Raw genomic sequence first — 24,399 nt, 5'->3', positions numbered from 1 at the left:
TTTTGTCTTAATGACGCAGGTTCGGGCTCAAGCGCAGCATGTCCAGCCCGATGTCGATCCAGCGCTCTGCCTCGGTGTGCAGAGCGAAGCTGTCAGGGGCCAGCAGCCATTGATAAAGGATGCCATCGATAAAGGCCCGCATGCTGATAGCCGCTCGCATAGTGTCGAGGTTTTCGGGCAATTGCCCACGATTCACTGCATTGGTCAGCGCCAACTCGATACGCAGGTTGCAGTCCAGGCTGGCGGCACGACGCTGGCGACGCAGGTCGCACATTTCATCGGTGAATTCGCACTTATGAAACAGAATTTCATTAATGCGTCGGGTTTTCGGGTCCAGGGCAACTTGATGAAACAAATGAATGAGCAACTTGCGCATCCAGCCCAACGGATCCATTTCATCTACATTTTCACTGGCGGCAGCCATCTCATCCAAGGGTTCACGCAGGCTGTCGAGCATGGCCTGCACCAGATCGGCCTTATTGCTGAAGTGCCAATAGATGGCACCCCGAGTCACCCCTGCCAGCGCCGCGATATCGGCCAGGGTGGTACGCGCCACGCCACGCTCGTAAAAGGCCTTTTCGGCGGCCTCGAGTATCTGGCTGCGAGTTTCTTGAGCTTCCTCTTTGGTACGACGGACCATGGCAGTAAAACCTCGATCAGGATCTTTCAGCGATGCGTGAAGACCTTCTGAATAAATATGGAACGGCATCTCGAGTGCCGTTTGCCCAACCTACAATTCAACACCTACAGGGGCTTTTGTAACCGGATGGGTACGCCGCCAGGGTATTTACAAACAACCATGAACGTAAGTATATTCCTTAGCAAGCTACTAATCCACTCAGCCAACTCTTTTTACCCTTCCACTTTTCTTGTGCGCATCTTGCGTGCCTGACCCGAGGATCTTCATGCAACTCAAGCCAGCTGTTACCGCTCTGGTCACTGCCGTCGCCCTGGCATCGCTGCTCAGCGGATGTAAAAAGGAAGAGGCGGCGCCAGCCCCTCAAGCCCCTCAGGTCGGCGTCGTTACCCTGCAACCACAAGCCTTTACCTTGACTTCCGAACTCCCGGGCCGGACCACTGCTTTCCGCATCGCCGAAGTTCGCCCACAGGTAAACGGGATCATTCTCAAGCGTCTGTTCAAAGAAGGCGGAGATGTTAAGGAAGGTCAGCAGCTTTATCAGATCGATCCATCGGTCTATGAGGCAACGCTGAAGAGCGCCGAGGCCAATCTGCAATCGACCAAGTCAATTGCAGATCGCTACAAGCAATTGGTCGATGAGCAGGCCGTGAGCCGCCAGGAATACGACACCGCCGTGGCCAACCGTCTGCAATCGGAAGCCTCCCTGCAAAGTGCCCAGATCAACCTGCGCTTCACCAAAGTGCTGTCGCCCTTGACCGGCCGCATTGGCCGCTCCTCGGTGACCGAAGGCGCCCTGGTCAGCAACGGCCAGGCCAATGCCATGGCGGTGATCCAGCAGTTGGACCCGATCTACGTCGACGTCACCCAGTCCTCGGTTGAGCTGCTGGAATTGCGCCGCGAGCTGGAAAGCGGTCGCCTGCAGAAAGTCGGCGACAACGCCGCCAAGGTCAAACTGACTCTGGAAGACGGCAGCCAGTACAAGCTCGACGGCAAGCTGGAGTTCTCCGAAGTCTCGGTGGATGAAACCACCGGCTCGGTGACCCTGCGCGCCGTGTTCCCCAACCCCCAGCACACCCTGTTGCCGGGCATGTTCGTCCACGCCCAGCTGCAAGCTGGGGTGAACAGTGCGGCGATCCTGGCCCCACAACAAGGCGTGACCCGCGACCTGAAAGGCACCCCGACCGCCCTGGTGGTTGGCCCGGACAACAAGGTCGAGCTGCGCCAGCTCAAGGCCAGCCGCACCGTCGGTAGCCAGTGGCTGGTGGAAGATGGCCTGAAAGCTGGTGATCGGCTGATCACCGAAGGCCTGCAATTCGTCAAGCCAGGCATTGAAGTCAAGGCCAGCGAAGCGACCAATGTAGCAACCAAGAACCCGGCCCCTGCACAGGCAACTGACAAAGCTGCAGGCGGCAAAGGGGAGTAAACCATGTCGAAATTTTTTATCGACCGTCCGATTTTCGCCTGGGTAATTGCCCTGGTGATCATGTTGGTCGGGGCTCTATCGATCCTCAAATTGCCGATCAACCAGTACCCGAGCATCGCCCCTCCGGCGATTGCGATCTCCGTGACCTACCCAGGCGCTTCTGCACAGACCGTGCAGGACACCGTGGTCCAGGTGATCGAGCAGCAGCTCAACGGTATCGACAACCTGCGTTACGTGTCCTCGGAAAGTAACTCCGACGGCAGCATGACCATCACCGCCACCTTCGAGCAGGGCACCAACTCGGACACCGCGCAGGTCCAGGTACAGAACAAGCTCAACCTGGCCACCCCGCTGCTGCCGCAAGAAGTGCAGCAACAGGGTATCCGCGTAACCAAGGCAGTGAAGAACTTCCTGCTGGTGATCGGCGTGGTTTCCGAGGACGGCAGCATGTCCAAGGACGACCTGTCGAACTACATCGTGTCGAACATGCAGGACCCGATCTCGCGGACCGCGGGTGTGGGTGACTTCCAGGTGTTCGGTGCCCAGTACGCCATGCGGATCTGGCTCGACCCGGCCAAGCTGAACAACTTCAACCTGACCCCGGTGGACGTGAAGACCGCGGTTGCCGCGCAGAACGTCCAGGTGTCCTCCGGCCAGCTCGGTGGCCTGCCCGCCCTGCCCGGCCAGCAGCTGAACGCCACCATCATCGGCAAGACTCGCCTGCAGACGGCCGAGCAGTTCAAGGCAATCCTGCTCAAGGTCAACAAGGACGGTTCGCAAGTACGCCTGGGTGATGTTGCCGATGTCGCGCTGGGCGGCGAAAACTACGCCATCAGCGCCCAGTTCAACGGCAAGCCGGCTTCCGGTCTGGCGGTGAAACTGGCCAACGGCGCCAACGCCCTGGACACCGCCAAGGCGCTGCGCAAGACCATCAGCGACCTGGAACCCTTCTTCCCGCAAGGCATGAAGGTGGTGTTCCCGTACGACACCACGCCAGTGGTGACCGAATCCATCAAGGGTGTGGTTGAAACCCTGGTGGAAGCGATTGTCCTGGTGTTCCTGGTGATGTTCCTGTTCCTGCAGAACTTCCGCGCCACGGTGATCACCACCATGACGGTGCCGGTGGTGCTGCTGGGGACCTTCGGCATCCTTGCGGCGGCCGGCTTCAGCATCAACACCCTGACCATGTTCGGCATGGTACTGGCCATCGGCTTGCTGGTGGACGACGCCATCGTCGTGGTGGAAAACGTCGAACGGGTGATGCACGAGGAAGGTCTGTCACCCAAGGAAGCGACGAAGAAATCCATGGGCCAGATCCAGGGCGCCCTGGTGGGTATCGCCCTGGTGCTGTCCGCGGTACTGCTGCCGATGGCGTTCTTCAGCGGCTCCACAGGCGTGATCTACAAACAGTTCTCGATCACCGTGGTGTCGGCCATGGCCCTGTCGGTGCTGGTGGCCCTGATCTTCACCCCGGCCCTGTGCGCCACCATGCTCAAGCCTGTGGTTGCGGGGCAGAATCACGAGAAGCGCGGCTTCTTCGGGTGGTTCAACCGCACCTTCGATCGCAGCGTGAAAAGCTACGAGCGCGGCGTCGGCAACATGCTGCGCCACAAGGTCCCGTACCTGCTGGCCTACGTATTGATCGTCCTGGGCATGATCTGGCTGTTCACCCGCATCCCGACCGCGTTCCTGCCGGAAGAAGACCAGGGCGTTCTGTTCGCCCAGGTACAGACCCCAGCCGGCTCCAGTGCCGAACGGACCCAGGTGGTGGTGGACGAGATGCGCGCCTACCTGCTGGACAAGGAAAAGGACACCGTGGCCTCGGTGTTCACCGTGAACGGCTTCAACTTCGCCGGTCGCGGCCAGAGCTCGGGCATGGCCTTCATCATGCTCAAGCCCTGGGGCGAGCGCTCCGCAGAAAACAGCGTGTTCAACCTGGCGGCCCGCGCCCAGCAGCACTTCTTCAGCTTCCGTGACGCGATGGTGTTCGCCTTCGCCCCTCCGGCGGTACTGGAGTTGGGTAACGCCACCGGTTTCGACGTGTTCCTCCAGGATCGCGCCGGTATCGGCCACGAGAAACTCATGGCGGCACGCAATCAGTTCCTCGGCATGGCCGCCCAGAGCAAGGTGCTGTCCCAGGTGCGTCCGAACGGCCTGAACGATGAACCGCAGTACCAGTTGACCATCGATGACGAGCGCGCCAGTGCCTTGGGCGTGACCCTCACCGATATCAACAACACCCTGTCGATTGCCCTGGGCAGTAGCTACGTCAACGACTTCATCGACCGCGGTCGAGTGAAGAAGGTCTACATCCAGGGTCAGGCCGGTGCTCGCATGAGCCCTGAAGACCTGAAGAAGTGGTACGTACGCAACAGCGCCGGGACCATGGTGCCGTTCTCCGCCTTCGCCAAGGGCGAGTGGATCTACGGTTCGCCGAAACTGGCCCGTTACAACGGCGTGGAAGCCATGGAAGTCCTCGGTGCTCCAGCCCCTGGCTACAGTACCGGTGAGGCCATGGCCGAAGTCGAAGCCATTGCCGCCAAGCTGCCGCCGGGTGTGGGCATTTCCTGGACTGGTCTGTCCTACGAGGAACGCCTGTCGGGTTCCCAGGCCCCAGCGCTGTACGCCTTGTCCCTGCTGATGGTGTTCCTGTGTCTGGCAGCCCTGTATGAAAGCTGGTCGATTCCGATCGCGGTCATGCTGGTGGTGCCTCTGGGGATCATCGGTGCACTGATGGCCACCAGCCTGCGAGGTCTGTCCAACGACGTGTACTTCCAGGTGGGGCTGTTGGTGACCATAGGCCTGGCGGCGAAAAACGCCATTCTGATCGTCGAGTTCGCCAAGGAACTGCACGAGCAGGGCCGCTCCCTGGTGGACGCGGCGGTGGAAGCCTGCCGCATGCGTCTGCGGCCGATCATCATGACCTCCCTGGCCTTCGTCCTCGGGGTTGTGCCACTGGCCATCTCCACCGGCGCCGGCTCGGGCAGCCAGCATGCGATCGGTACCGGGGTGATTGGCGGTATGCTCACCGCGACGATCCTGGCGATCTTCTGGGTGCCATTGTTCTTCGTCACCGTGTCGTCCATGGGCCGCAGGAAAGCGGACCAATCAGAAACTACTGCAACTGCTAATGAGGCTGGCCAATGAGCAAGTCGCTACTCTCCCTGGCAATCACCGCCATCGCGCTAAGTGGTTGCTCGCTGATACCGGATTATCAGCAACCGCAGGCGCCGGTGGCGGCGCAATTCCCCCAAGGTCCTGCCTACTCGCCCAAGGAGGCCGCCAACGTGGCGGCCGCCGAACAGGGCTGGCGGCAATTCTTCCATGACCCGGCGTTGCAGCAGCTGATCCAGACTGCACTGGAAAACAACCGCGACCTCAAAGTCGCGGCGCTGAACATCGATGCCTACGCCGCGCAGTACCAGATCCAGCGGGCTGACCTGTTCCCTGCGGTTTCGGCCAACGCCAGCGGTAGCCGCCAGCGTACTCCAGCACGCATGTCGCAGACCGGCGAAGCCGGGATCACCAGCCAGTACTCGGCCACCGTGGGCGTCAGCGCCTATGAGCTGGACCTGTTCGGCCGGGTTCGCAGCCTGAGCGAACAAGCCCTGCAGACCTACTTCTCCAGCGAAGAGGCCCGGCGCAGCACCCAGATCAGCCTGGTGGCCAGCGTGGCCAATGCCTACATGACCTGGCAGGCCGACAAGGAGCTGCTGAAACTGACCCAGGACACCCTCGCTGCCTACGAGGAAAGCTACCGGCTGACCTCCCGCAGCAACGAAGTGGGCGTGGCCTCGGCACTGGACCTGAGCCAGGCGCGAACCTCGGTGGAAAACGCCCGGGTTCAACTGGCCCGTTACACCCGCCAGGTGGCCCAGGATGAAAACAGCCTGACGCTGCTGCTGGGCACGGCGATTCCGAGCAATCTGCCGGCGGCCCAGCCGCTGTCGGCCAATCTGTTGAGCGAGCTGCCGGCCGGTCTGCCGTCGGAACTGCTGCAACGGCGTCCGGATATCCTCGAAGCCGAGTACAAGCTCAAAGCAGCCAACGCCAATATCGGCGCGGCGCGGGCGGCGTTCTTCCCGAGCATCAGCCTGACGGCCAACGCCGGCACCTTGAGCCCGGACCTTTCCGGGCTGTTCAAGGGCGGTTCGGGAACCTGGCTGTTCCAGCCGCAGATCAATCTGCCAATCTTCAACGCCGGCAGCCTGCGGGCCAGCCTGGACTACTCGAAGATCCAGAAAGACATCAGCGTCGCGCAGTACGAGAAGTCCATCCAGACCGCTTTCCAGGAAGTCTCCGATGGCTTGGCCGCACGCCAGACCTACAACCAGCAGTTGCAGGCCCAGCGTGACTTCGTCAACGCCAACCAGGACTACTACCGCCTGGCCGAGCGTCGCTATCGCATCGGGGTCGACAGCAACCTGACCTTCCTCGACGCCCAGCGCTCGCTGTTCAGTGCCCAGCAGGCCTTGATCACCGATCGCCTGTCGCAGCTGACCAGCGAGGTCAACCTGTACAAGGCCCTCGGCGGCGGCTGGAGCGAACAGACCGCGAAGAACGAGCCACTGGCTGAAAAGGCCCCGGCGCTGCACCTGTTCTGAAGCACAGTCTGTCTGTATGAAAAACCCACCTGACCAGGCTGTGTGAAAACGTTGCGAGTGAAGGCAAGACAAGGCAAAAACAGGCGAGGAACGGCCGGGGTCGCGTTCGACTTTAGGGGCCTAAATGAGCATTCCGAGCCTGTTTTTAACGCAGTATTGCCAAACGCAGTAGTTTTCACACAGCCTGTGACGGTGGTTTTTTTATGCCTCGCTCGCCCTCCCCTCAGCCGCCGGCACCATTGAGCAGGAACACCGGCTCGCGCAGGTAATCCAGGCCCAGTCGGGTTTCGAAGGTCTCGTCGCGCAAGGCTGCCGTGGTGCAGCTCTTGAGCCCCAGCGCCGTGGCCACCAAGGCGAAGCTCTGGCTCAGGTGGCCGCAGTCCATCAAGGCCACACGCAAGGCCCGGCTGCCCGGGTATTTCCAGGCCAGGCGCTCAAGCCGCGCGGTGGACAGAAACACCACGGCGGTCTTGCTGATCCAGTCCTGCTCGCCACAGGCTGCGCCAATCCACGCCCTGGGGTCCTCTCGCGACAGCAGTTCAAGCCCGTGCCGACGCACCGAATAGTGGTACAACCCTGCCTCGAAGCCCTGCACATTGAGCAGGATCGGATAGACCTCGATGGCATGCAGAGAGCCGCCGGACGCCGAGGTTTTCTTCAGGAAGAAGTCGCCCATGGGGTTGCGGCGCATCTGGGTAGCGCCCCAGGTGTAATACAGCAGCAGGGACAACTGCCGGGCGCTCAAGGGCGAACCGTCGAAGGTCCGGCAAGTCTCGCGATCGCTCAAGGTATCCACCAGGCCCTGCTGACCCAACGCCGGTGCAGATGCCAACAGAGGATTGTCCAGGGCAAGGAACGGGTGTGAAAAGTAGTCCTTGAACGCCGATGGCTGACGCTGCTGCAACGCCTTGCCAGCCAGCTGTTCTTCCATCTGCGCCACACTGATGTAGGGCGTAGCGGTTTGAGTGCGAGTCCCCAGGTAGAAATCCAGGGCGTCCTGCCAATGGGCCCAGATATCGCCGGCGTCCTCGGGCTCGGCAAGGCCCTGGGACTGCCCGGGCTGCAACAGGCCCAACTCAATCAGCTCCTGGAGCACCGCCAGGCTCTCGCCCTGCAACGCGCCGGGTAGCAAGAGTGCGCTGTCCAGGGTCCGCGGGCAGAGAAAATGCCGTACCAGCGGCAAAAACTCCGTCGACAACTCCAGGTCCAGGCCCCGCCGACGATCGCGCAGGGAAAAGGCCTGATGGGCGAAACCGAGCCAGGTCCCCGGCCGCAGTTCGAACAAGCTCTGGCCATCCACCGCGCCAACCGTCGGGGCCGGCGCGCTGGCAACAGGCGCGGCCTGCCAGAACAGAGGTTCGGGCCGCAGGGCCTTGATCTCCTTGATCAGCGCCGACAACTGCGGGTCCTCGGCTCGATCGGCGATGTCCCACTCGATGGTGACCGCCTTGAGCGGCGCACACTGCAAGAGTTGGCGCAATATGTCCCAGTCCCGGCGCGGATCGCCGATATGCACCTCAATCAGACGTTGCAGCGGCAATGAGCGCAGGTAATCGCGCAAGTCGTAGCCCAGGGCCCTGGCCGTGCTGATGGCGCTGTCCAGGTCCAGAAGAAAGCCACTGTCACTGCGCTCGACCACACTGCAAATGAACCCGCCTTCGGAGAGTTCCTGGCCAATGTCCATGGAAAACAGCCGGGGGGCGTTCTCCAGCACCAGGGGGGTCCGGGTGAAGGCCTGCAGCTCGATGGCATTGGCCACCACCGTATCGGCCACTTCACGGGCCAGGCTCGGCAGAATGAAATGCTGGGTATCACCACCCTGAAACCGTGACCAGGAAATATGCTCGGCCAGCCAGGGGGATGAGGTTCGGTCGCACAGACGACGGGTCATGCGCAAAAACTCCCGGTCCATCTCAATGCCGACGCTGCCCAGGGACAGGCTGGAAGAATGCAGCAGCACCGGCACCCGTCCGCCCAGCTCGTTCAGCCGCGGCTGCAGAATGCAGTGGGTGGGCTGGAACTCCAGGTAATCGAAGTACGGCAGCCCTTCATCCAGAATCCGCTCGATGGTGGGATCAAGCCCTGCTGAGCCGGCCCCGGCGCCATGTGGCAAATGGTATTCCAGCCCCACCCCGGCTTCGGGGAAACGCGAAGAATCGAAGTTTTGCATGTCCGCCTCCCTGGCTCAGGCCGTCAGGTGCAGGGGCGCGGCAACGGTGCTGGCACCCTCGCCCCGACTCAGCAACCCGGCATGACGACGCTCCAGCCGATGCACTTCCTGCATCAGGTTGCCCAGCAGTTCCCGCCCTTGCGCGGTGAAACCCGGTGCGGTTTCGAAATCTGCCAGCGCCTTGCTCAAGCCCCGCAGGATAAACAGCATGCGCTGCTCGGCCCGGCGCATTTCCTCTGCCGGACGGGCCTGGACCCGCTCCAGGTACTTGACCAGGGCGATGTAGACGTAGAAGGCGTGGAAGTAGCCATACAAGTCCCGCTGCTGCCCCGACCAGGGCAAGGAATACAGGGCCTCTTTGGAGGCGTGGGGCTCCACCACCGCAGCGACTTCGACGATGTTGTACAGCAGCTGGTGGGTCGCTTCATGCACCAGCGACTCTTCCATGTCGAGTATCGAGTTGTCCCGGCTCGACAGCAGGATCACCCCGGTATAACGGGACGCCGAGCAACTGCGAAAACTGCCGTCGGGCAAATAGCACACGGCCTTGACCAGCACTTGCCACTGTTCATGACAGGCCGGCCAGGTGTGCTTGATCCGCAGCAGGGCAAGCTGCATGACGTCCTTGAAAAAGGCTTTGGAATAACCCGCCCGCTCCAGCTGACGCCGGGTTTGCTCATCTGGCGGATAGTCATAACTGGGCGGCGTGACCTGGGTGATCAGCGGGTCGACATCGAATCGATAAACCGGCGGGTATTGCTCATCGACCTGTGCATCCTGCGAAGCTTCGATCCGTTGCAGTACTTGCGCAAACTCCAGCAGCCTGGCTTTAACTTCAGCATCATCCAGCGTCGTTCCGGTCAACAGATAGTTAACATCACGAAACGTCAGAATGTTCCAGATCTGAAACACTGGATGGGCGATAAGTTTGGCGCGAACACTGGGTGGAGACAGAATAATATCCAGCGCCTGTTTAAAAAAAAGATTCAACGCAGAATCAGCAGCAAACAACTTTGACAGCTCGGCATATAACGCGACAAACATCGTATAACGATTCTTTTCGACTTGCTCCTGTAACTTTAAAAAACGTTCCGGCTCGCTGTCCGGGAGAAAAGTAGTGCCCTGAAATAGCTCATCAATGGAAAGTTCTGGTTGCTGACTGTTAACACTGTCCATGGTTCAACCTTCCCTTAAGGTCACGGCAAGGGCTTGCTCATCGTCAGGCTGGCGACTTCATAGCCCAGCAGTTCATAAAGACGACGCGCCCCTTGGTTGTGCCCGAAGACATGCAAACGCATCTCGTCACAACCCCACTCACGCGCCGCCGACTCACCGGCCAGCAGCGTCTGCCTGGCGTAACCCCGGCGACGTTCGATCGGTTCGATATAAAGATCGAGGATAAAGGCAATCCGTCGAGAGCCCACCTGGCGCTCGGCGATCCACAACTCGCCCACCGCCCGTCCCGCACACAGCGCCCGCCACAAGTGATTGTGCGTACTCAGACGCCCCTGCGGCAGCAACTGGCGGAACACCTCTGCCGCCTGGAGCGACGCCTGCTCAGGCAACCACTCACCGGCCGCCACCATGCCGGTGGCGTATTCATCCAGGGCTCGCTGGGCGAAACGACTGAAGTCGGCTTCCTGCATCGACACCAGGGTGATGGACACGGACAGGCACTCCACGATGACCTTGAATCCCGGTTCCGGTGTGCCGCACTGATGAAAACTTGAGCGCGGCACACCGGACTGCACACGCCTGGCTCAGTCCATGCGCGCCTGTTGCTGTTGAGTGTCAAAGATTGCCGCGACACCAATTTTGTCGCGAATCGCCGAACCGGCGCTGGTCAGTTTTGCCGTATCGATACTTTTCACTGCACCCACTTCGGTAACACTCAGGTGCACACCGATACCTTTGGCCGCTGCTTCTGGGTCCTTTTGCAACTGTGCGGCGAACTCCTTATCCAGAAGTGCGCGACCGACTACCGACGCCAAGCGTTCCTGATTGACTCTCGTACTCATGGTATTTCTCCTTGTATATTCACAACACGATAAAAAGCCCTCTCCCGACGAAACTTTAAACTTATCCTTGTCCGCCTTGAGGAACTTCAATATAGCAAGGCAAACCTGCTTTTCCAGCGAGCACAAACCTTTCACTTAAACCTTTTTACGATAATCGATAACACCGAATATCAAGTTTAACTGGCGATTAGCCCTATATCCTTTTATATAAGAACAACATCCAACAACAAGGATTTACTACTAAAGCAATAAGTCCTTTTTATTAACTAGTTGATGCCGCCCGCAGCGTCATGGAAATAGCGCAACTTCCAGCATTGATCGATCAGCGAGGACAACCTCAGGATTCATCAGGGATATATACCCTGGCGCCCCACCACACCCGGCCCGATAACTGTTCGTTAATCGCCCAGAACCCGCATTCGCCAATTGATCGGCCCTGATCCGCGACGCACCATTCCCGGCACCCGAACACACCAATAACAACAGGTTCGATGCCATGCCCTCACGTCCTGCCCGCTCCGGCTGATCCTGCAAGCGCCACCTCCCACACCTTGAAAGCTGTCCGCATGGGCTTTTTGCGGCAGTGGATCGTTGCACCCCTAACAATTAGAGAGACCGACGAATGAAGCCAATCACCCCGCCGCAACACCTTCTGCCCAGCCTTCTGGCCCTGGCGCTGACCAGCGCCGCCCTGCCGGTCATGGCCGCAGAGTCGGGCTTTCTCGAAGATGCCCAGGCCAACCTGAACCTGCGCAACTTCTACATCAACCGCAACTTCACCAACCCGAGCAAGGTCCAGGGCAAGGCTGAAGAGTGGACCCAGAGCTTCATCCTCGACGCCAAGTCAGGATTCACCCAGGGCACGGTAGGCTTCGGCATGGATGTATTGGGCCTGTACTCGCTGAAGCTCGACGGTGGCAAGGGCACCGGCGGCACCCAGCTGCTGCCCCTGGACCACGACGGGCGCCCGGCGGACAACTTCGGGCGCCTGGGAGTGGCCTTCAAGGCCCGGCTGTCGCAGACCGAGGTCAAGGTTGGCGAATGGATGCCGGTGCTGCCGATCCTGCGTTCGGATGACGGTCGCTCGCTGCCGCAAACCTTCCGCGGCGGCCAGATCACCTCGAAGGAAATCGCCGGTCTGACCCTCTACGGCGGTCAGTTCCGTGGCAACAGCCCACGCGACGACAGCAGCATGAGCGACATGACGATGTTCGGCAAAGCGGCCTTCACCTCGGATCGCTTCAACTTCCAGGGGGCCGAATACGCCTTCAATGACAAGCGCACCCAGATCGGCCTGTGGAATGCCGAGCTCAAGGACATCTACAGCCAGAAGTTCGTTAACCTGATCCACACCCAGCCGCTGGGCGACTGGACCCTGGGTGCCAACCTGGGCTTCTTCTACGGCAAGGAAGACGGCAGCGCCCGGGCCGGCGATCTGGAAAACCGCACCTGGTCCGGCCTGTTCTCGGCCAAATACGGCGGCAACACCTTCTACGTCGGCCTGCAGAAACTCACTGGCGACAGCGGCTGGATGCGGGTCAATGGCACCAGCGGCGGGACCCTGGCCAACGACAGCTACAACGCCAGCTACGACAACGCCAAGGAAAAATCCTGGCAACTGCGCCATGACTACAACTTCGCCGCCCTGGGTGTGCCTGGTTTGACCCTGATGAACCGCTACATCAGCGGCAGCAACGTGCACACCACCACCGTCAGCGATGGCAAGGAATGGGGCCGGGAAAGCGAGCTTGGGTACACGGTGCAGAGCGGCACCTTGAAGAACCTCAACCTGAAATGGCGCAACTCCACCATGCGCCGTGATTTCAGCAACAACGAGTTCGACGAGAACCGCCTGATCGTCAGCTATCCGCTGAGCCTGCTGTAACCGCGCAACGCCCAACAAAAAGGCCAGCCCGGTGATCGGGCTGGCCTTTTTGTTGAGCCATGGAACGGGTTACACACGCGATTCGGTGCCCAGTTCGTCCCACACCGATTCGGCCAGGTGGAAGGTGGCATTGGCTGCCGGGATGCCGCAGTAGATCGCGCTCTGCATGATCACCTCCTTGATCTCGGCTCGGCTCACGCCGTTATTGGCAGCAGCCCGCAGGTGCAGCTTGAGTTCTTCGTTTCGGTTCATGCCGATCAGCATGGCAATGGTGATCAGGCTGCGGGTATGCCGCGGCAGGCCCGGACGGGTCCAGATATCACCCCAGGCATGGCGGGTGATCATTTCCTGGAACTCCGAGTTGAACTCGTTCAGGGCATTCAGGCTGCGGTCCACATGGGCGTCGCCCAGTACGGCGCGGCGGACCTGCATGCCTTCGTCATAACGTTGTTTCTCGTCCACAAAGGGCTCCTTGAATCCGGGGTCAGGCCAGCAGGAATTCCACGACACGGTCGCTGAACGCGTCACCGGCCTGGACGTTGGACAGATGCGCGGCATAGAACTCGGCGTACTCGGCGCCGGCCACGTGCTGCTGGATGAAGTGACTGCCAGAAGGCGGCGTCACCGCGTCTTCGCTGCCGGCAATCACCAGGGTCGGCACCTTGATCGCTGCCAGTTGCTCACGGAAATCCGCATCCCGCACCGCTGCGCAGTTGGCGGCATAACCCTGGGGCGAGGTGGCGGCGAGCATGTCGGTGATCAGTTTGGCCTGATCAGGACGCGCGGCGGCAAAGTCCTCGGTGAACCAGCGGGCAATGGAGGCATCGCGTAGCGCCACCATGGCGGCCTGGCCGTCACGCAGCACGGTCTCGATCCGTGGGTTCCAGATGGACGGGTCGCCGATCTTCGCCGCGGTATTGCACACCACCAGCTTGTGCAGACGCTCGCCGGCATTGATCCCCAGCCACTGGCCGATCAGGCCGCCCATGGACAGACCGCAGAAATGCGCCCGGCGGATATCCAGGGCATCCAGCAGTGCCAGCACATCCTGGCCCAGTTGCTGGATGCTGTAAGGCCCCTCGGTCACCAGCGAACGGCCATGGCCGCGCGTGTCCATGCGCAACACCCGAAAGTGCCGGGTGAACGCCGCGATCTGCTTGTCCCACATGTGCAGATCGGTGCCCAGGGAGTTGGACAGCACCAGTACCGGCGCGCCCTCTGGCCCTTCGAGTTGATAGTGCAGATCGCCCTCGGCGAGTTTCACGAATCCCACAGCAGTCTCCTTCAGGCCTTCAAGGCAAAATGTTCAGCCACGGCGCGCTCGACCCAGGCCTGGGCCTGACCGAGGTAATGCGCCGGGTCCATCAGACGATCCAGCTCTGGCGCCAACAGCTCGGCGCTGACCTGGGCATCGTCCGCCAATACCTCGCGCAGATGGCGTCGTTCAGCCACCGCACGCTTGCAGCATTGTTCCAACAGGTGATGGGCCGTCTCCCGCCCCAGGCGCTGGGCCAGTTCAATGCTCACCGCTTCCGCCAGAACCAGGCCCTGGGTCAGGTCAAGGTTGCGCGCCATGCGTGCGCTGTCGACCTCCAGGCCCTCGGCGACCAGCAAGGCCTGTTGCAGGGCTCCAGACACCAGGCAGCAGATCTCCGGCAGGGTTTCCCATTCAGCGTGCCACAAGCCGAGGCTGCGCTCGTGCTCCTGGGGCATGGCGGCAAACATCGTCGCCAAGAGGCCCGGAACCCGGGTCGCGGCGCTGATCAATACCGCCGCGCCCACCGGATTGCGCTTGTGCGGCATGGTGGACGAACCGCCCTTGCCCGGCGCCGAAGGCTCGAAGACTTCCGCCGCCTCGGTCTGCATCAACAGGCTGATATCCCGCCCCAGCTTGCCCAGGCTGCCGGCCAGCAGGCCCAGCACCGAGGCGAACTCCACCAGACGGTCGCGCTGGGTGTGCCAGGGCTGTTCCGGCAGGCTCAGTTGCAGTTCTTGCGCCAGGGCCTGGGCAATCGGCAGGGCCTGTTCGCCCAGGGCCGCCAGGGTTCCGGAGGCACCGCCGAACTGCAGCACCAGCAGACGCGGCTTGAGTTGCTGCAGCCGTTCGCGGCTGCGGGTCACGGCCCCCAGCCAACCGGCGATCTTCATGCCCAGGGTCACCGGCGTGGCATGTTGCAGCCAGGTACGGCCGGCCAGGGGCGTGTCGGCATAGCGCTGGGCCTGGGCCGCGAGTATGCCGCCCAGACGGTTCAGGTCCTGCTCCAGCAAGTCCACGGCGCGGCGCAATTGCAGCACCAGCCCGCTGTCCATCACGTCCTGGCTGGTGGCGCCCAGGTGCACATAACGCTCGGCCTCGGCATCGGTCCGGGCGATCTGCTTGCCCAGGGCCTTGACCAGAGGAATCGCCGAATTGCCGGCCGTGGCGATCGCTTCACCCAGGGCCTGGAAGTCATAGAGATGGGCGTGGCAAGCCGCCTCGATGGGGGCAACCGCCGCGCTTGGAATCAACCCGGTGCGCGCCTCGGCCCGGGCCAGGGCAGCCTCGAAGTCGAGCATGGCCTGGACTCGCCCCTGGTCACAGAACACCCCACGCATTTCCCGGGCAGTAAAGTAGGCATCGAACAACTGGTTGCTCGCAGGTAAGGTCATAAACAGTCCTTGGTGCGCCTGTGCCCTGGGCGGGCACAGGCGTACGGGTCAAAGGTCATGGTGCAAGTATGCAGCCTGTTTCGGCAGACGCAGGCTGAACAGGAAAGCAATCGCCATCATCGCCGTGACATACCAGTAGAAGGTGTTTTCCATGCCCATGTTCTTGAAGTTCAGGGCCACCCATTCTGCCGAGCCACCGAAGATCGCATTGGCCACCGCATAAGCCAAGCCTACCCCCAGCGCCCGCACTTGTGGCGGGAACATCTCCGCCTTCACCAGACCGCTGATGGAGGTGTAGAAACTGACGATGGCCAGGGCCAGGGTGATCAGTACAAAGGCCAGGAACGGACTGGTGACGGTCTTGAGGGTCATCAGGATCGGCACCGTGAACAGGGTGCCCAGGGCGCCGAACCAGAGCATCGAGTTACGCCGGCCAATCCTGTCCGCGAGCATTCCGAACAGCGGCTGCATGCACATATAAAGGAACAGCGCGCCGGTCATGATGTAGCTGGCGGTCTTGGCGTGCATGCCCGCGGTGTTCACCAGGTACTTCTGCATGTAGGTGGTGAAGGTGTAGAAAATCAGCGAGCCGCCAGCGGTGTAGCCCAGCACGGTGATAAAGGCCGCCGAGTGATGCTTGAACAGCGCGGCGATGCTGCCGGCGTCCTTGTTCTCACGCATTTCCTTGCTGGTGGTTTCCTTCAGCGAACGCCGCAGCAGCAACGAGATCACCGCCGCGATGGCGCCGATCACGAAGGGAATGCGCCAACCCCAGGCCTTGAGCTCGGCCTCATCGAGGAACTGCTGGAGGATCACCACCACCGACACCGCCAGCAGTTGTCCGCCGATCAGGGTCACGTACTGGAAGGACGCGAAGAAACCGCGCTGGCCCTTGAGCGCCACTTCACTCATGTAGGTGGCGGTGGTGCCGTACTCGCCGCCCACCGACAAGCCCTGGAACAGGCGCGCCACCAGCAGCAGGAACGGCGCCCAGGCACCGATGCTGGCGTAGGTCGGCAGGAAGGCGATGACCAGGGAGCCGGCGCACATCATCAGCACCGAGATCATCATCGAGTTCTTGCGCCCATGACGATCGGCAACCCGGCCGAACAACCAGCCGCCGATGGGACGCATCAGGAACCCCGCAGCGAATACCCCGGCCGTGTTGAGCAGTTGCACGGTGGGATCGTCAGAGGGGAAGAAAGCCGGAGCGAAGTAGATGGCGCAAAAGGCATAGACGTAGAAGTCGAACCACTCCACCAGGTTGCCGGAGGACGCACCGACAATGGCAAAGATCCTTTTGCTGCGCTCCTCTGCGGTGTAGTGACTTGTCGTTGTAGTCATGGTTTTTCACTCATGGGGGACAGTGCGAATCTAGACACACTTTGCAACAACCCCGTTCCCTACGGGACGTGGGCCCTGTGGTTCTGCCCTGTAGCCGCTGCCGAGCCACGGCGAGGCTGCGAAAGGCCGGGCCGCGTTCGGTACGCAGGGCCTTGCTCGGCAATCTCTCGCCAAACTCGCCGCAACCTTGAGAACCCCGCGCCCCTTCGGGTCGTTCGCAGCCTGCGGCAGCGGCTACACAGTGCTCCGGCTCAGTAGTCGAAGAACACGGTTTCGGCGTCGGTGCCCTGGAGGATCACGTTCCACTGATAGCGGCCCTCGGCATCGGACTTGGCCAGCAAGGTGCTGCGGCGTTCCTCGGGTACACAGGCCAGCAAGGGGTCAGTGGCATTGGCCGGTTCACCCTCGAAATAGATCCGGGTCAGCAAGTGCTTGACCAGGCCCCGAGCGAACACCAGCACCACCAGGTGCGGCGCCTGGGTCGTGCCCTTCAGACCCGGCACCGCGCCCGGCTTGATGGTGGTGAAGCGGAAGCGCCCTTCGCCATCCACCGGGACCCGGCCAAAACCCTGGAAGCTCGGGTCCAGAGGTTTGTCCTGGTCGTCCTCGCAGTGGCGGTACTTGCCGGCAGCGTTGGCTTGCCAGACTTCCAGCATGGCGTCGTTGACGAAGTTGCCGTTGCCGTCCACCACCTGGCCGGTGATTGCCACTCGCTCGCCCAGGGTGCCTTCTTCGGTCAGGTCTTCGCGGTTCAGCCAGGTCAGGCCGATGTGGTAGTAGGGGCCGACGGTGTGGGAGGTAGTCGCGGTCAGGCTCATGTTATTTCTCCATCGGCGTGGCATCGCGGCCGCGCAGGACAATGTCCCAACGGTAACCGAGGGCGTAGGAAGGAATGGTTTTCTCCAGGTCGAAGCGGGCGATCAGGCGTTCCTTGGCACGGGTGTCCGGCACGCAGTTGTAGATCGGGTCATATTCCAGCAGCGGGTCCCCGGGGAAATACATCTGGGTCACCAGACGGGTGAGGATGCTCGGGCCGAACAGCGAAAAATGGATATGCGCCGGACGCCAGGCATTGTGGTGGTTGCCCCAGGGGTAGGCGCCGGGCTTGATGGTCTGGAACTGATACCAGCCCTCAGCATCGGTGACGGTACGCCCGGTGCCGGTGAAGTTCGGGTCCAGGGGCGCGTCGTGCAGGTCGCGGTCGTGGTTATAGCGACCGGCGGCGTTGGCCTGCCAGATCTCTACCAGGATGCCCGGCACCGGCAGGCCGTTCTCGTCCAGCACCCGGCCGTGGATGATGATCCGCTCGCCCTGGGGCTGGCCTTGGTGCTGGGCCGTCAGGTCGTTGTCCCGCTCCTGGATCGACTCGGCGCCGATGCTCGGGCCAGTGATTTCCGACAGCGAATGGGGCAGGAACACCAGCGGCTTGGACGGCGAGCGGGTGTTGGTCGACTGGTAGGCCGGGTGCAGGTAATCAGGCTGAGTACCCGCTTGCGGGCGCCGGTAACCGGGCTTGTCACTCATGGTGGTTCCTCGCTCTCTTCTTATATAGGGCAGGCATTCAAACCCGCTCGATGGCCAGTGCCAGCCCTTGGCCGACGCCCACGCACATGGTGGCCAGGCCTTTTTTACCGCCGCTCTTTTCCAGCTGATGCAGGGCTGTCAGCACCAGGCGCGCGCCGCTCATGCCCAAGGGGTGACCCAGGGCAATGGCGCCGCCATTGGGATTGACCTGCGGCGCATCGTCGGCAAGACCCAGCTCCCGCAGTACCGCCAAACCCTGGCTGGCGAAAGCTTCATTGAGTTCGATCACATCGAAATCGCTGACGGCCACACCCAGGCGCTCGATCAGTTTGCGCACCGCCGGCACCGGGCCAATGCCCATCACTCGTGGCGCCACACCGGCGCTGGCCATGCCCAGCACTCGCGCACGTGGAGTCAGGCCGTGTTTCTTGACCGCCTCGGCCGACGCCAGAATCAGTGCGGCAGCACCATCGTTGACCCCGGACGCATTGCCGGCGGTGACGGTCTTGTCCGGGCCGTTGACCGGCTTGAGTTTGCCCAGGGCTTCCAGGGTCGTGTCGGCCCGTGGATGTTCGTCCTGTTCCACCACGCTCTCGCCCTTCTTGTGGGCAATGCGCACCGGGACGATTTCCTCGGCGAAGAAACCGGCGGCCTGGGCCGCGGCGGTGCGCCGCTGGCTGCGCAGGGCGAAGGCGTCCTGGTCAGCGCGGGACACTTTATAGTCGTCGGCCACGTTGTCGGCGGTCTGGGGCATGGCATCCACACCGTACTGGGCTTTCATCAGCGGGTTGATGAAGCGCCAGCCGATGGTGGTGTCTTCCAGCTTCATGTTGCGCGAGAAGGCGGCATCGGCCTTGCCCATCACAAAAGGCGCACGGGACATGGACTCGACGCCGCCGGCGATGGCCAGTTCCATCTCGCCACTGGCAATGGCGCGGAAGGCGGTGCCGATGGCATCCATGCCCGAGGCGCAGAGGCGGTTGAGGGTGACGCCCGGCACGCTGTCCGGCAGGCCCGCCAGCAGCAGCGCCATGCGCGCCACGTTGCGGTTGTCTTCACCGGCCTGGTTGGCGCAGCCGAGGAACACCTCGTCCACGGCAGTCCAATCCACCGTCGGGTTGCGCTCCATCAGCGCCTTGATCGGCACCGCCGCCAGGTCGTCGGCGCGCACCGCCGACAGGCCGCCGCCAAAGCGGCCGATGGGAGTACGAATGGCATCACAGATGAATACGTCGCGCATCAGGCTTCTCCAGGTGCTTGGCCGTGGGCCGCAGCGGTGCGTGCTTCCAGCTCACGCAGGGCGGTCAGTTCGACTTCAGTAGGCGCGGCCGTCTCGGCCACGTGCTCGGCGAAACGGATCGCCCAACCGGTGGCGGCCACCACCTGCTCGCGGGTCACCCCCGGGTGCAGGGAAGTGACGACGAATTCGTGGGTACCGGCTTCCGGTTCCATGATGCACAGGTCGGTGATGATCCCCACCGGCCCGGCGCCGGGCAGGCCCAGACGCTTGCGCGAGTCGCCGCCCTCGCCGTGACCGACGGAGGTGATGAAGTCCAGCTTGTCGACAAAGGAACGGGAAGACTGCTTGAGGATGATCAGCACGCTTTTCGCCGAACCGGCGATCTCCGGAGCGCCGCCGGCCCCCGGCAGGCGCACCTTGGGCCGGTGGTAATCACCCACCACTGTGGTGTTGATGTTGCCGAAGCGGTCGACCTGGGCCGCGCCGAGGAACCCCACATCGATGCGCCCGCCTTGCAGCCAGTAGCGGAAAATCTCTCCGGTGGGGACTACGGTGTCGGCAGTTTCCGCCAGTTCACCGTCACCGATAGACAGCGGCAGCACGCTGGGTTTGGCGCCAATCGGGCCGGATTCGTAGATCAGCACCACGTCCGGCGACGAGGTCAGGCGCGCCAGGTTGGCGGCCTTGGACGGCAGGCCGATGCCGACGAAGCATACCGAGCCGTTCTGCAGGCGACGGGCTGCGGCCACGGTCATCATTTCATTGGTGGAGTAGGTCATTACTGGGCCTCCGAAGCTGCGGCCAGCTTGGCCTGGAATTCGCTGAAGTCGGCACTGCCGTGGATGTATTCGTTGATCCACGCGGTGAAGGTCTCACGGTCGCGGGCGATCGGGTCCCACGCCTGGTAGAAGCGGTTGTCGCGCTCGGAATAACCATGGGCGTAGGACGGATGGGCGCCGCCGGGCACATGGCACACCGCGCTCAGGGCCCAGGTCGGCAGCACGCAGGCGTTCATTGGCGCATTCAGGTCGTCGACGATTTCTTCGACGGTAACGATGCAGCGCTTGGCGGCCAGGGCGGCCTCTTTCTGCACCCCAAGGATGCCCCACAGCAGGACGTTGCCCTTGCGATCGGCTTTCTGCGCGTGAATCACCGTCACGTCAGGACGCACCGAAGGCACCGCCGCCAGCACTTCACCGGTGAAGGGACAGGTCACGGTCTTGATCAGTGGGTTGACCTTGGGCAGATCGGAGCCGGCATAGGCCCGCAGTACCGCGAATGGCAGGCCGGAGGCCCCGGCCACATAGGCGTTGGCCAGGTCGGCGTGGCTGTGCTCTTCAATTTCCAGGGGCTGTGGCCACTGCTTTTCCACGGCGTCGCGCAGACGATGCAGGGAGCCGACACCCGGGTTGCCGCCCCAGGAGAAAATCAGCTTGCGAGCGCAACCGGCACCGATCAACTGGTCGTAGATCAGGTCAGGCGTCATCCGTACCAGGGTCAGGTCTTTCTTGCCCTGGCGGATGATTTCATGACCTGCGGCCGTAGGAATCAGGTGGGTGAAGCCTTCGAGTGCGACGGTGTCACCGTCGTTGACGAATTGCTTCACCGCGTCGTGCAGCGAAAGGATTTCAGCCATGGATGGGGTCTCCCGATTGTTATTCAGCGACTGGAGAAAAGGCGCTCTAGGCGCGCCGCAGTGACTGAAGATTAAGCCGGAGCAATACCCCAAACAATCCGATAATCGACTGAGCGTTCGATTATCGAACGGATTGTTGCGTGGCTATCGATTACCGCTCCTGCGCCCCGAAACAGCCTTGCGGGCCGGCTGTGCGTGCTGCCGTAGGCTGCGATGCACTTCGAGGCACCTTGCGATGGGCCTTCAGGAGCAGCGGGCCCTCCGGGCCCGGTCGCAGCCTGCCAGCGGCTACAGGGCGAGATAGCCTCAGGTCGCGTCCGCGTGGCTGACCATGCCCTTGATCACCACCGCCGTGGTGGCCAGCGCCGCCGGGATCACCAGCGCGGTCAGCACCTGCTCGAAGTTCCAGCCCAGGCCCAACAGGGTGGCGCCCATCCAGGCACCGAGAATGGCGCCGAATCGACCGATGCCGAGCATCCAGGACACCCCGGTGGCCCGTCCCTGGGTCGGATAGAAACGCGCCGCCAGGGAAGGCATCGCCGATTGCGCACCGTTGACGCACATGCCGGCGATCAGCACCAGGGTGGCGAGCACGGTGATATTGCCCAGGCTTTGTCCCACGGCGTAGGCGAAGACCCCGGCCAGCAGGTAGAAACAGCCAATCACCTTGTGCGGATTGAAACGGTCCATGGCCCAGCCCACGGCGACTGCACTGAGCACTCCGCCAAACTGGAACAAGGCGCCGATAAAGGCCGCCTGCTCCATGCTCGCGCCACTGTCGCGCATCAGGGTCGGCAGCCAGCTGGTCAGCAGGTAGACAATCACCAGGCCCATGAAATAGGTGAGCCACAGCAGCAGCGTGCCGACGCTGTAAGTGCCGGAGAAGACCACGGCAAAGACGTTGCGCGCCTTCACCGTCTTCTGCTCCGGCACGCTGAAACTGCCGGCCTCGCTGACGATGGCTGGAGCGATGGGGGCCAAGGTCTTGCGCACCTTGTCGGTGCCACGATTGCGCACCACCAAGTAACGCGCCGACTCCGGCAGCCAGACCACCAGCACCAGGGCCAGGATCAGCGGCAGGACGCCGCCGATCAGCAGCAGGCTGTGCCAGCCGAAGGCCGGGATCAGCTTGGCGGAAATGAAACCACCGCCCGCCATGCCCAGGTTGAACCCACAAAACATGCTGGTCACCAACAGCGACTTATGACGTTCGGGGGTGTACTCCGAAAGCAGCGTGGTGGCATTGGGCATCCCCGCCCCCAATCCCAGGCCGGTGAGAAAGCGCAGCACCAGCAACTGGTCGACGTTGGTGCTGTAGGCCGAAGCCAGGCTGAAGGCGCCAAACAGCAGCACCGCCCCTACCAGCACCACCTTGCGACCAAAACGGTCAGCCAGGGGCCCGGAACCCAGGGCACCGAAGACCATGCCGATCAGCGCCGCACTCATCACCGGGCCCAGGCTGGCACGGTCGATGCCCCAGTCCTGGGACAGCGCCGGGGCGATGAAGCCCATGGCCGCGGTGTCCAGGCCATCGAGAAAGACAATCAGGAAACACAGGATCACGACTCGCCACTGGTAACGCGACAGCGGCTGGGAATTGATGAAGGACTGCACATCGAGGCAGTTCCCTACAGCGGATTGGGGTTGATTCATTGTTTTTATTTCCACACTAAAACGCAGGCGCGCACAGGCCGCCAAGGGCTGATCAGGTCACGTAGAAAAGGTGGCGAAAATCAGGCGATTCGAGCGGGACGGCAGGAACGGTCACGGCAACGACGCAGGGAGAGCATGCTCATGAGTTGGCCTCTTCATTATTATTGGACGGGTCATCGGCCGCAGGCTGGCAATGCCGGCTGGCCGCCGATGACGCTGGCGCGACATTAATGAGCCAGGGGAAAGAGCGTCAATTCGTCAAAGGCGGATCTGTGCGTTTATCGAACGCTTAAGCAAACAGCTGGGCGCTGAGATCGCGGCTGGCGCTCAGCAGGCCGGGGAGAAAACGCTGTTCCAATTCGGCGCGGCTGACCCGACCCGCGTGGGTGCTGACGTTCAATGCTGCCAGCACCTGGCCCGAGGCGTCGTACACCGGCACCGCTATGGAGCGCAGTCCCTGCTCCAGCTCCTGGTCGACGATGCACCAGCCTTGCTGACGCACTTGTTGCAAGCACTCCAGCAAGGCTTCGGGGGTATGCAGGGTACGGCTGGTCTTGGCCTGCAGATCGGCGTGTTCCAGATACTCATGCAGCGAGGAGTCATCCAGCGCGGCCAACAGAATCCGCCCCATGGACGTGCAATAGGCCGGTAGCCGGCCGCCCACCGAAAGATCGACGGAAATCAACCGCTGGGTAGTGGCCGAACGGGCGATATAGAGGATGTCGTCACCTTCCAGGGTGGCCATGTTGCAGGCTTCGTGGAGTTGCTCGCTCATGCGGTCCAGATAAGGCTGCGCGGAAACCGCCAGGGGCGTCGACGACAGGTAGGCGTGACCCAGGGTCAGCACCTTGGGCAGCAGCGAATAGGTACGCCCGTCGGTGGTGGCGTACCCCAGCTTGATCAGGGTATGCAGGCAGCGGCGCACTGCCGCTCGGGGAATCTCCGTGCGGTGGCTGATCTGGGCGATGGTCAGGTGACGCTTGCGTTCCTGAAACGCCTGCACCACCGCCAGGCCACGGGCCAGAGACGTCATGAAATCCGGGTCACCGGTCAACGCCTGAATCCTCTTCGCTGCCGAAGCCACGATAGGCGGCGCCACTGAGGTGAAGGAATTACGCATCTGATCGTTCATTTCAGGGTCTCTGCGATGAAATTCTTCCGTATTACAAGCCGTATTGGAGAGGCAGCACAAGTCAGCCCCTACAAGATTGGGCGATTATCGAACCGTCGACCGATAATCGCAATCTGCGGTACTTGCCGCTGCCAACCACTCGCCCACTCTTTTATTGCAAAAACTCATGGTAATAATCACCAGCAGGCGGTGGACTCAGTGACCATCTTCAAACCTGCCACTTGTATCAAGAGCGGAATAGCCCCATATAGATTTCTACCAACGGAGTACGAAGACGGGAAGCGCCGTGTAGGAATTCATTAGAACTTCCGTGTCACAAAACGCTCACAATAAAGTTGACAGTTTTAAACTTGCCGAGCGTAGAGTTATTCTTTGCCGAGGCTATACTGCCGAAGTGAGTAACGCGCAATCAGTCCCGCTCGTACCTCGCTCAGGTGACCCAAGGCTGCAATCGGTCACCTGTCGCAAGCGCTTGACCCCT

At 61.9% G+C, this 24,399-nt stretch carries 20 protein-coding genes; 4 read left to right on the top strand and 16 right to left on the bottom strand.

All coding sequences use genetic code 11. The annotated features are described in order from the left end of the window. Positions 1-7: 7 nt before the first annotated feature. Positions 8-640, bottom strand: coding sequence for an efflux system transcriptional repressor EmhR (emhR, locus tag PFZ56_RS12600; RefSeq protein WP_102861509.1), 633 nt, complete (start codon positions 638-640; stop codon positions 8-10). 265 nt (positions 641-905) lie between these two features. Between emhR and emhA the strand changes: the two genes are divergently transcribed. The 3 genes from emhA to adeC are packed head-to-tail and all read left to right on the top strand — an operon-like array spanning position 906 to position 6,667. Next, the gene (gene emhA / locus PFZ56_RS12595) at positions 906-2,063 is read left to right on the top strand and encodes an efflux RND transporter periplasmic adaptor subunit EmhA (protein ID WP_102861508.1); all 1,158 of its coding nucleotides are present in this window, start codon (positions 906-908) and stop codon (positions 2,061-2,063) included. Between the two features lie 3 nt (positions 2,064-2,066). Then, positions 2,067-5,210, top strand: a complete 3,144-nt coding sequence (locus PFZ56_RS12590) for an efflux RND transporter permease subunit (protein WP_102861507.1) — start codon at positions 2,067-2,069, stop codon at positions 5,208-5,210. Then, the gene (gene adeC / locus PFZ56_RS12585) at positions 5,207-6,667 is read left to right on the top strand and encodes an AdeC/AdeK/OprM family multidrug efflux complex outer membrane factor (protein WP_110651861.1); all 1,461 of its coding nucleotides are present in this window, start codon (positions 5,207-5,209) and stop codon (positions 6,665-6,667) included. Before PFZ56_RS12590 ends, adeC begins: the two co-directional genes overlap by 4 nt. 223 nt (positions 6,668-6,890) lie before the next feature. Here the strand turns inward: adeC and PFZ56_RS12580 are convergent, their stop codons facing one another. Genes PFZ56_RS12580 through PFZ56_RS12565 form a run of 4 tightly spaced genes read right to left on the bottom strand, consistent with a single transcriptional unit; the run spans position 6,891 to position 10,855 of the window. Further along, positions 6,891-8,837, bottom strand: a complete 1,947-nt coding sequence (locus PFZ56_RS12580; RefSeq protein WP_110595009.1) for a DUF692 family multinuclear iron-containing protein — start codon at positions 8,835-8,837, stop codon at positions 6,891-6,893. Positions 8,838-8,852: 15 nt separating this feature from the next. Continuing rightward, entirely contained in the window at positions 8,853-10,013 is a 1,161-nt protein-coding gene (locus PFZ56_RS12575; protein ID WP_102878647.1) for an aKG-HExxH-type peptide beta-hydroxylase, read from the bottom strand. A 20-nt stretch (positions 10,014-10,033) separates the two neighbouring features. Beyond that, a complete protein-coding gene (locus tag PFZ56_RS12570) occupies positions 10,034-10,576 on the bottom strand; it encodes a GNAT family N-acetyltransferase (protein ID WP_258379214.1) in 543 nt (180 codons plus the stop codon). Positions 10,577-10,597: 21 nt separating this feature from the next. Beyond that, positions 10,598-10,855, bottom strand: a complete 258-nt coding sequence (locus PFZ56_RS12565; protein ID WP_102861503.1) for an Os1348 family RiPP precursor — start codon at positions 10,853-10,855, stop codon at positions 10,598-10,600. A gap of 622 nt (positions 10,856-11,477) precedes the next feature. Between PFZ56_RS12565 and PFZ56_RS12560 the strand changes: the two genes are divergently transcribed. Continuing rightward, a complete protein-coding gene (locus PFZ56_RS12560; RefSeq protein WP_170002632.1) occupies positions 11,478-12,740 on the top strand; it encodes an OprD family porin in 1,263 nt (420 codons plus the stop codon). Positions 12,741-12,809: 69 nt separating this feature from the next. On the opposite strand, the gene pcaC is transcribed toward PFZ56_RS12560, so the two are convergent. The 11 genes from pcaC to pcaR all read right to left on the bottom strand — a co-directional run bounded on the left by pcaC (position 12,810) and on the right by pcaR (position 23,918). Further along, positions 12,810-13,202, bottom strand: coding sequence for a 4-carboxymuconolactone decarboxylase (gene pcaC, locus PFZ56_RS12555; RefSeq protein ID WP_102861501.1), 393 nt, complete (start codon positions 13,200-13,202; stop codon positions 12,810-12,812). Positions 13,203-13,224: 22 nt separating this feature from the next. Next, positions 13,225-14,013 (bottom strand): 3-oxoadipate enol-lactonase, encoded by a 789-nt coding sequence (gene pcaD, locus PFZ56_RS12550; protein WP_102861500.1) that lies wholly within the window; start codon positions 14,011-14,013, stop codon positions 13,225-13,227. Positions 14,014-14,024: 11 nt separating this feature from the next. Beyond that, positions 14,025-15,389, bottom strand: coding sequence for a 3-carboxy-cis,cis-muconate cycloisomerase (locus tag PFZ56_RS12545; RefSeq protein WP_170002630.1), 1,365 nt, complete (start codon positions 15,387-15,389; stop codon positions 14,025-14,027). A 48-nt stretch (positions 15,390-15,437) separates the two neighbouring features. Beyond that, positions 15,438-16,733 (bottom strand): MFS family transporter, encoded by a 1,296-nt coding sequence (locus PFZ56_RS12540; RefSeq protein ID WP_102878644.1) that lies wholly within the window; start codon positions 16,731-16,733, stop codon positions 15,438-15,440. A 251-nt stretch (positions 16,734-16,984) separates the two neighbouring features. Continuing rightward, positions 16,985-17,551, bottom strand: coding sequence for a protocatechuate 3,4-dioxygenase subunit alpha (gene pcaG / locus PFZ56_RS12535; protein WP_102861497.1), 567 nt, complete (start codon positions 17,549-17,551; stop codon positions 16,985-16,987). A gap of 1 nt (position 17,552) precedes the next feature. Then, complete coding sequence (pcaH, locus tag PFZ56_RS12530) at positions 17,553-18,257, bottom strand: protocatechuate 3,4-dioxygenase subunit beta (protein ID WP_102861496.1); 705 nt, start codon at positions 18,255-18,257, stop codon at positions 17,553-17,555. 37 nt (positions 18,258-18,294) lie between these two features. Beyond that, a complete protein-coding gene (gene pcaF / locus PFZ56_RS12525) occupies positions 18,295-19,500 on the bottom strand; it encodes a 3-oxoadipyl-CoA thiolase (RefSeq protein WP_170002689.1) in 1,206 nt (401 codons plus the stop codon). After that, positions 19,497-20,276: a CoA-transferase subunit beta gene (locus PFZ56_RS12520; protein ID WP_102861494.1), complete on the bottom strand. Its 780-nt coding sequence runs from the start codon at positions 20,274-20,276 to the stop codon at positions 19,497-19,499. The genes pcaF and PFZ56_RS12520 overlap by 4 nt, the downstream gene beginning before the upstream one ends. Continuing rightward, on the bottom strand, positions 20,276-21,133 hold the full coding sequence (locus tag PFZ56_RS12515; RefSeq protein WP_102861493.1) for a CoA transferase subunit A: 858 nt from the start codon (positions 21,131-21,133) through the stop codon (positions 20,276-20,278). The genes PFZ56_RS12520 and PFZ56_RS12515 overlap by 1 nt, the downstream gene beginning before the upstream one ends. Positions 21,134-21,439: 306 nt before the next feature. Then, positions 21,440-22,786, bottom strand: a complete 1,347-nt coding sequence (locus tag PFZ56_RS12510) for an MFS transporter (protein ID WP_170002628.1) — start codon at positions 22,784-22,786, stop codon at positions 21,440-21,442. Between the two features lie 289 nt (positions 22,787-23,075). Next, on the bottom strand, positions 23,076-23,918 hold the full coding sequence (pcaR, locus tag PFZ56_RS12505; RefSeq protein WP_016962563.1) for a pca regulon transcriptional regulator PcaR: 843 nt from the start codon (positions 23,916-23,918) through the stop codon (positions 23,076-23,078). Positions 23,919-24,399: the final 481 nt, after the last annotated feature.

The sequence above is a fragment of the Pseudomonas danubii genome, from assembly GCF_042980055.1.
In the GTDB taxonomy this organism is placed as follows: domain Bacteria; phylum Pseudomonadota; class Gammaproteobacteria; order Pseudomonadales; family Pseudomonadaceae; genus Aquipseudomonas; species Aquipseudomonas danubii.
The sequence above is the reverse complement of the archived record's forward strand: the minus strand, read 5'-3'. Positions and strand labels throughout refer to the sequence as shown.

Bases quoted from the DNA above. Each gene is read 5' to 3' on its own strand.
- PFZ56_RS12510 (WP_170002628.1), bottom strand. From the start codon at position 22,786: ATGAATCAACCCCAATCCGCTGTAGGGAACTGCCTCGATGTGCAGTCC.
- PFZ56_RS12545 (WP_170002630.1), bottom strand. From the start codon at position 15,389: ATGACCTTACCTGCGAGCAACCAGTTGTTCGATGCCTACTTTACTGCC.
- PFZ56_RS12540 (WP_102878644.1), bottom strand. From the start codon at position 16,733: ATGACTACAACGACAAGTCACTACACCGCAGAGGAGCGCAGCAAAAGG.
- PFZ56_RS12560 (WP_170002632.1), top strand. From the start codon at position 11,478: ATGAAGCCAATCACCCCGCCGCAACACCTTCTGCCCAGCCTTCTGGCC.
- PFZ56_RS12575 (WP_102878647.1), bottom strand. From the start codon at position 10,013: ATGGACAGTGTTAACAGTCAGCAACCAGAACTTTCCATTGATGAGCTA.
- adeC (WP_110651861.1), top strand. From the start codon at position 5,207: ATGAGCAAGTCGCTACTCTCCCTGGCAATCACCGCCATCGCGCTAAGT.
- pcaG (WP_102861497.1), bottom strand. From the start codon at position 17,551: ATGAGCCTGACCGCGACTACCTCCCACACCGTCGGCCCCTACTACCAC.
- emhR (WP_102861509.1), bottom strand. From the start codon at position 640: ATGGTCCGTCGTACCAAAGAGGAAGCTCAAGAAACTCGCAGCCAGATA.
- pcaR (WP_016962563.1), bottom strand. From the start codon at position 23,918: ATGAACGATCAGATGCGTAATTCCTTCACCTCAGTGGCGCCGCCTATC.
- pcaH (WP_102861496.1), bottom strand. From the start codon at position 18,257: ATGAGTGACAAGCCCGGTTACCGGCGCCCGCAAGCGGGTACTCAGCCT.
- emhA (WP_102861508.1), top strand. From the start codon at position 906: ATGCAACTCAAGCCAGCTGTTACCGCTCTGGTCACTGCCGTCGCCCTG.
- PFZ56_RS12520 (WP_102861494.1), bottom strand. From the start codon at position 20,276: ATGACCTACTCCACCAATGAAATGATGACCGTGGCCGCAGCCCGTCGC.
- PFZ56_RS12565 (WP_102861503.1), bottom strand. From the start codon at position 10,855: ATGAGTACGAGAGTCAATCAGGAACGCTTGGCGTCGGTAGTCGGTCGC.
- PFZ56_RS12515 (WP_102861493.1), bottom strand. From the start codon at position 21,133: ATGGCTGAAATCCTTTCGCTGCACGACGCGGTGAAGCAATTCGTCAAC.
- PFZ56_RS12580 (WP_110595009.1), bottom strand. From the start codon at position 8,837: ATGCAAAACTTCGATTCTTCGCGTTTCCCCGAAGCCGGGGTGGGGCTG.
- PFZ56_RS12590 (WP_102861507.1), top strand. From the start codon at position 2,067: ATGTCGAAATTTTTTATCGACCGTCCGATTTTCGCCTGGGTAATTGCC.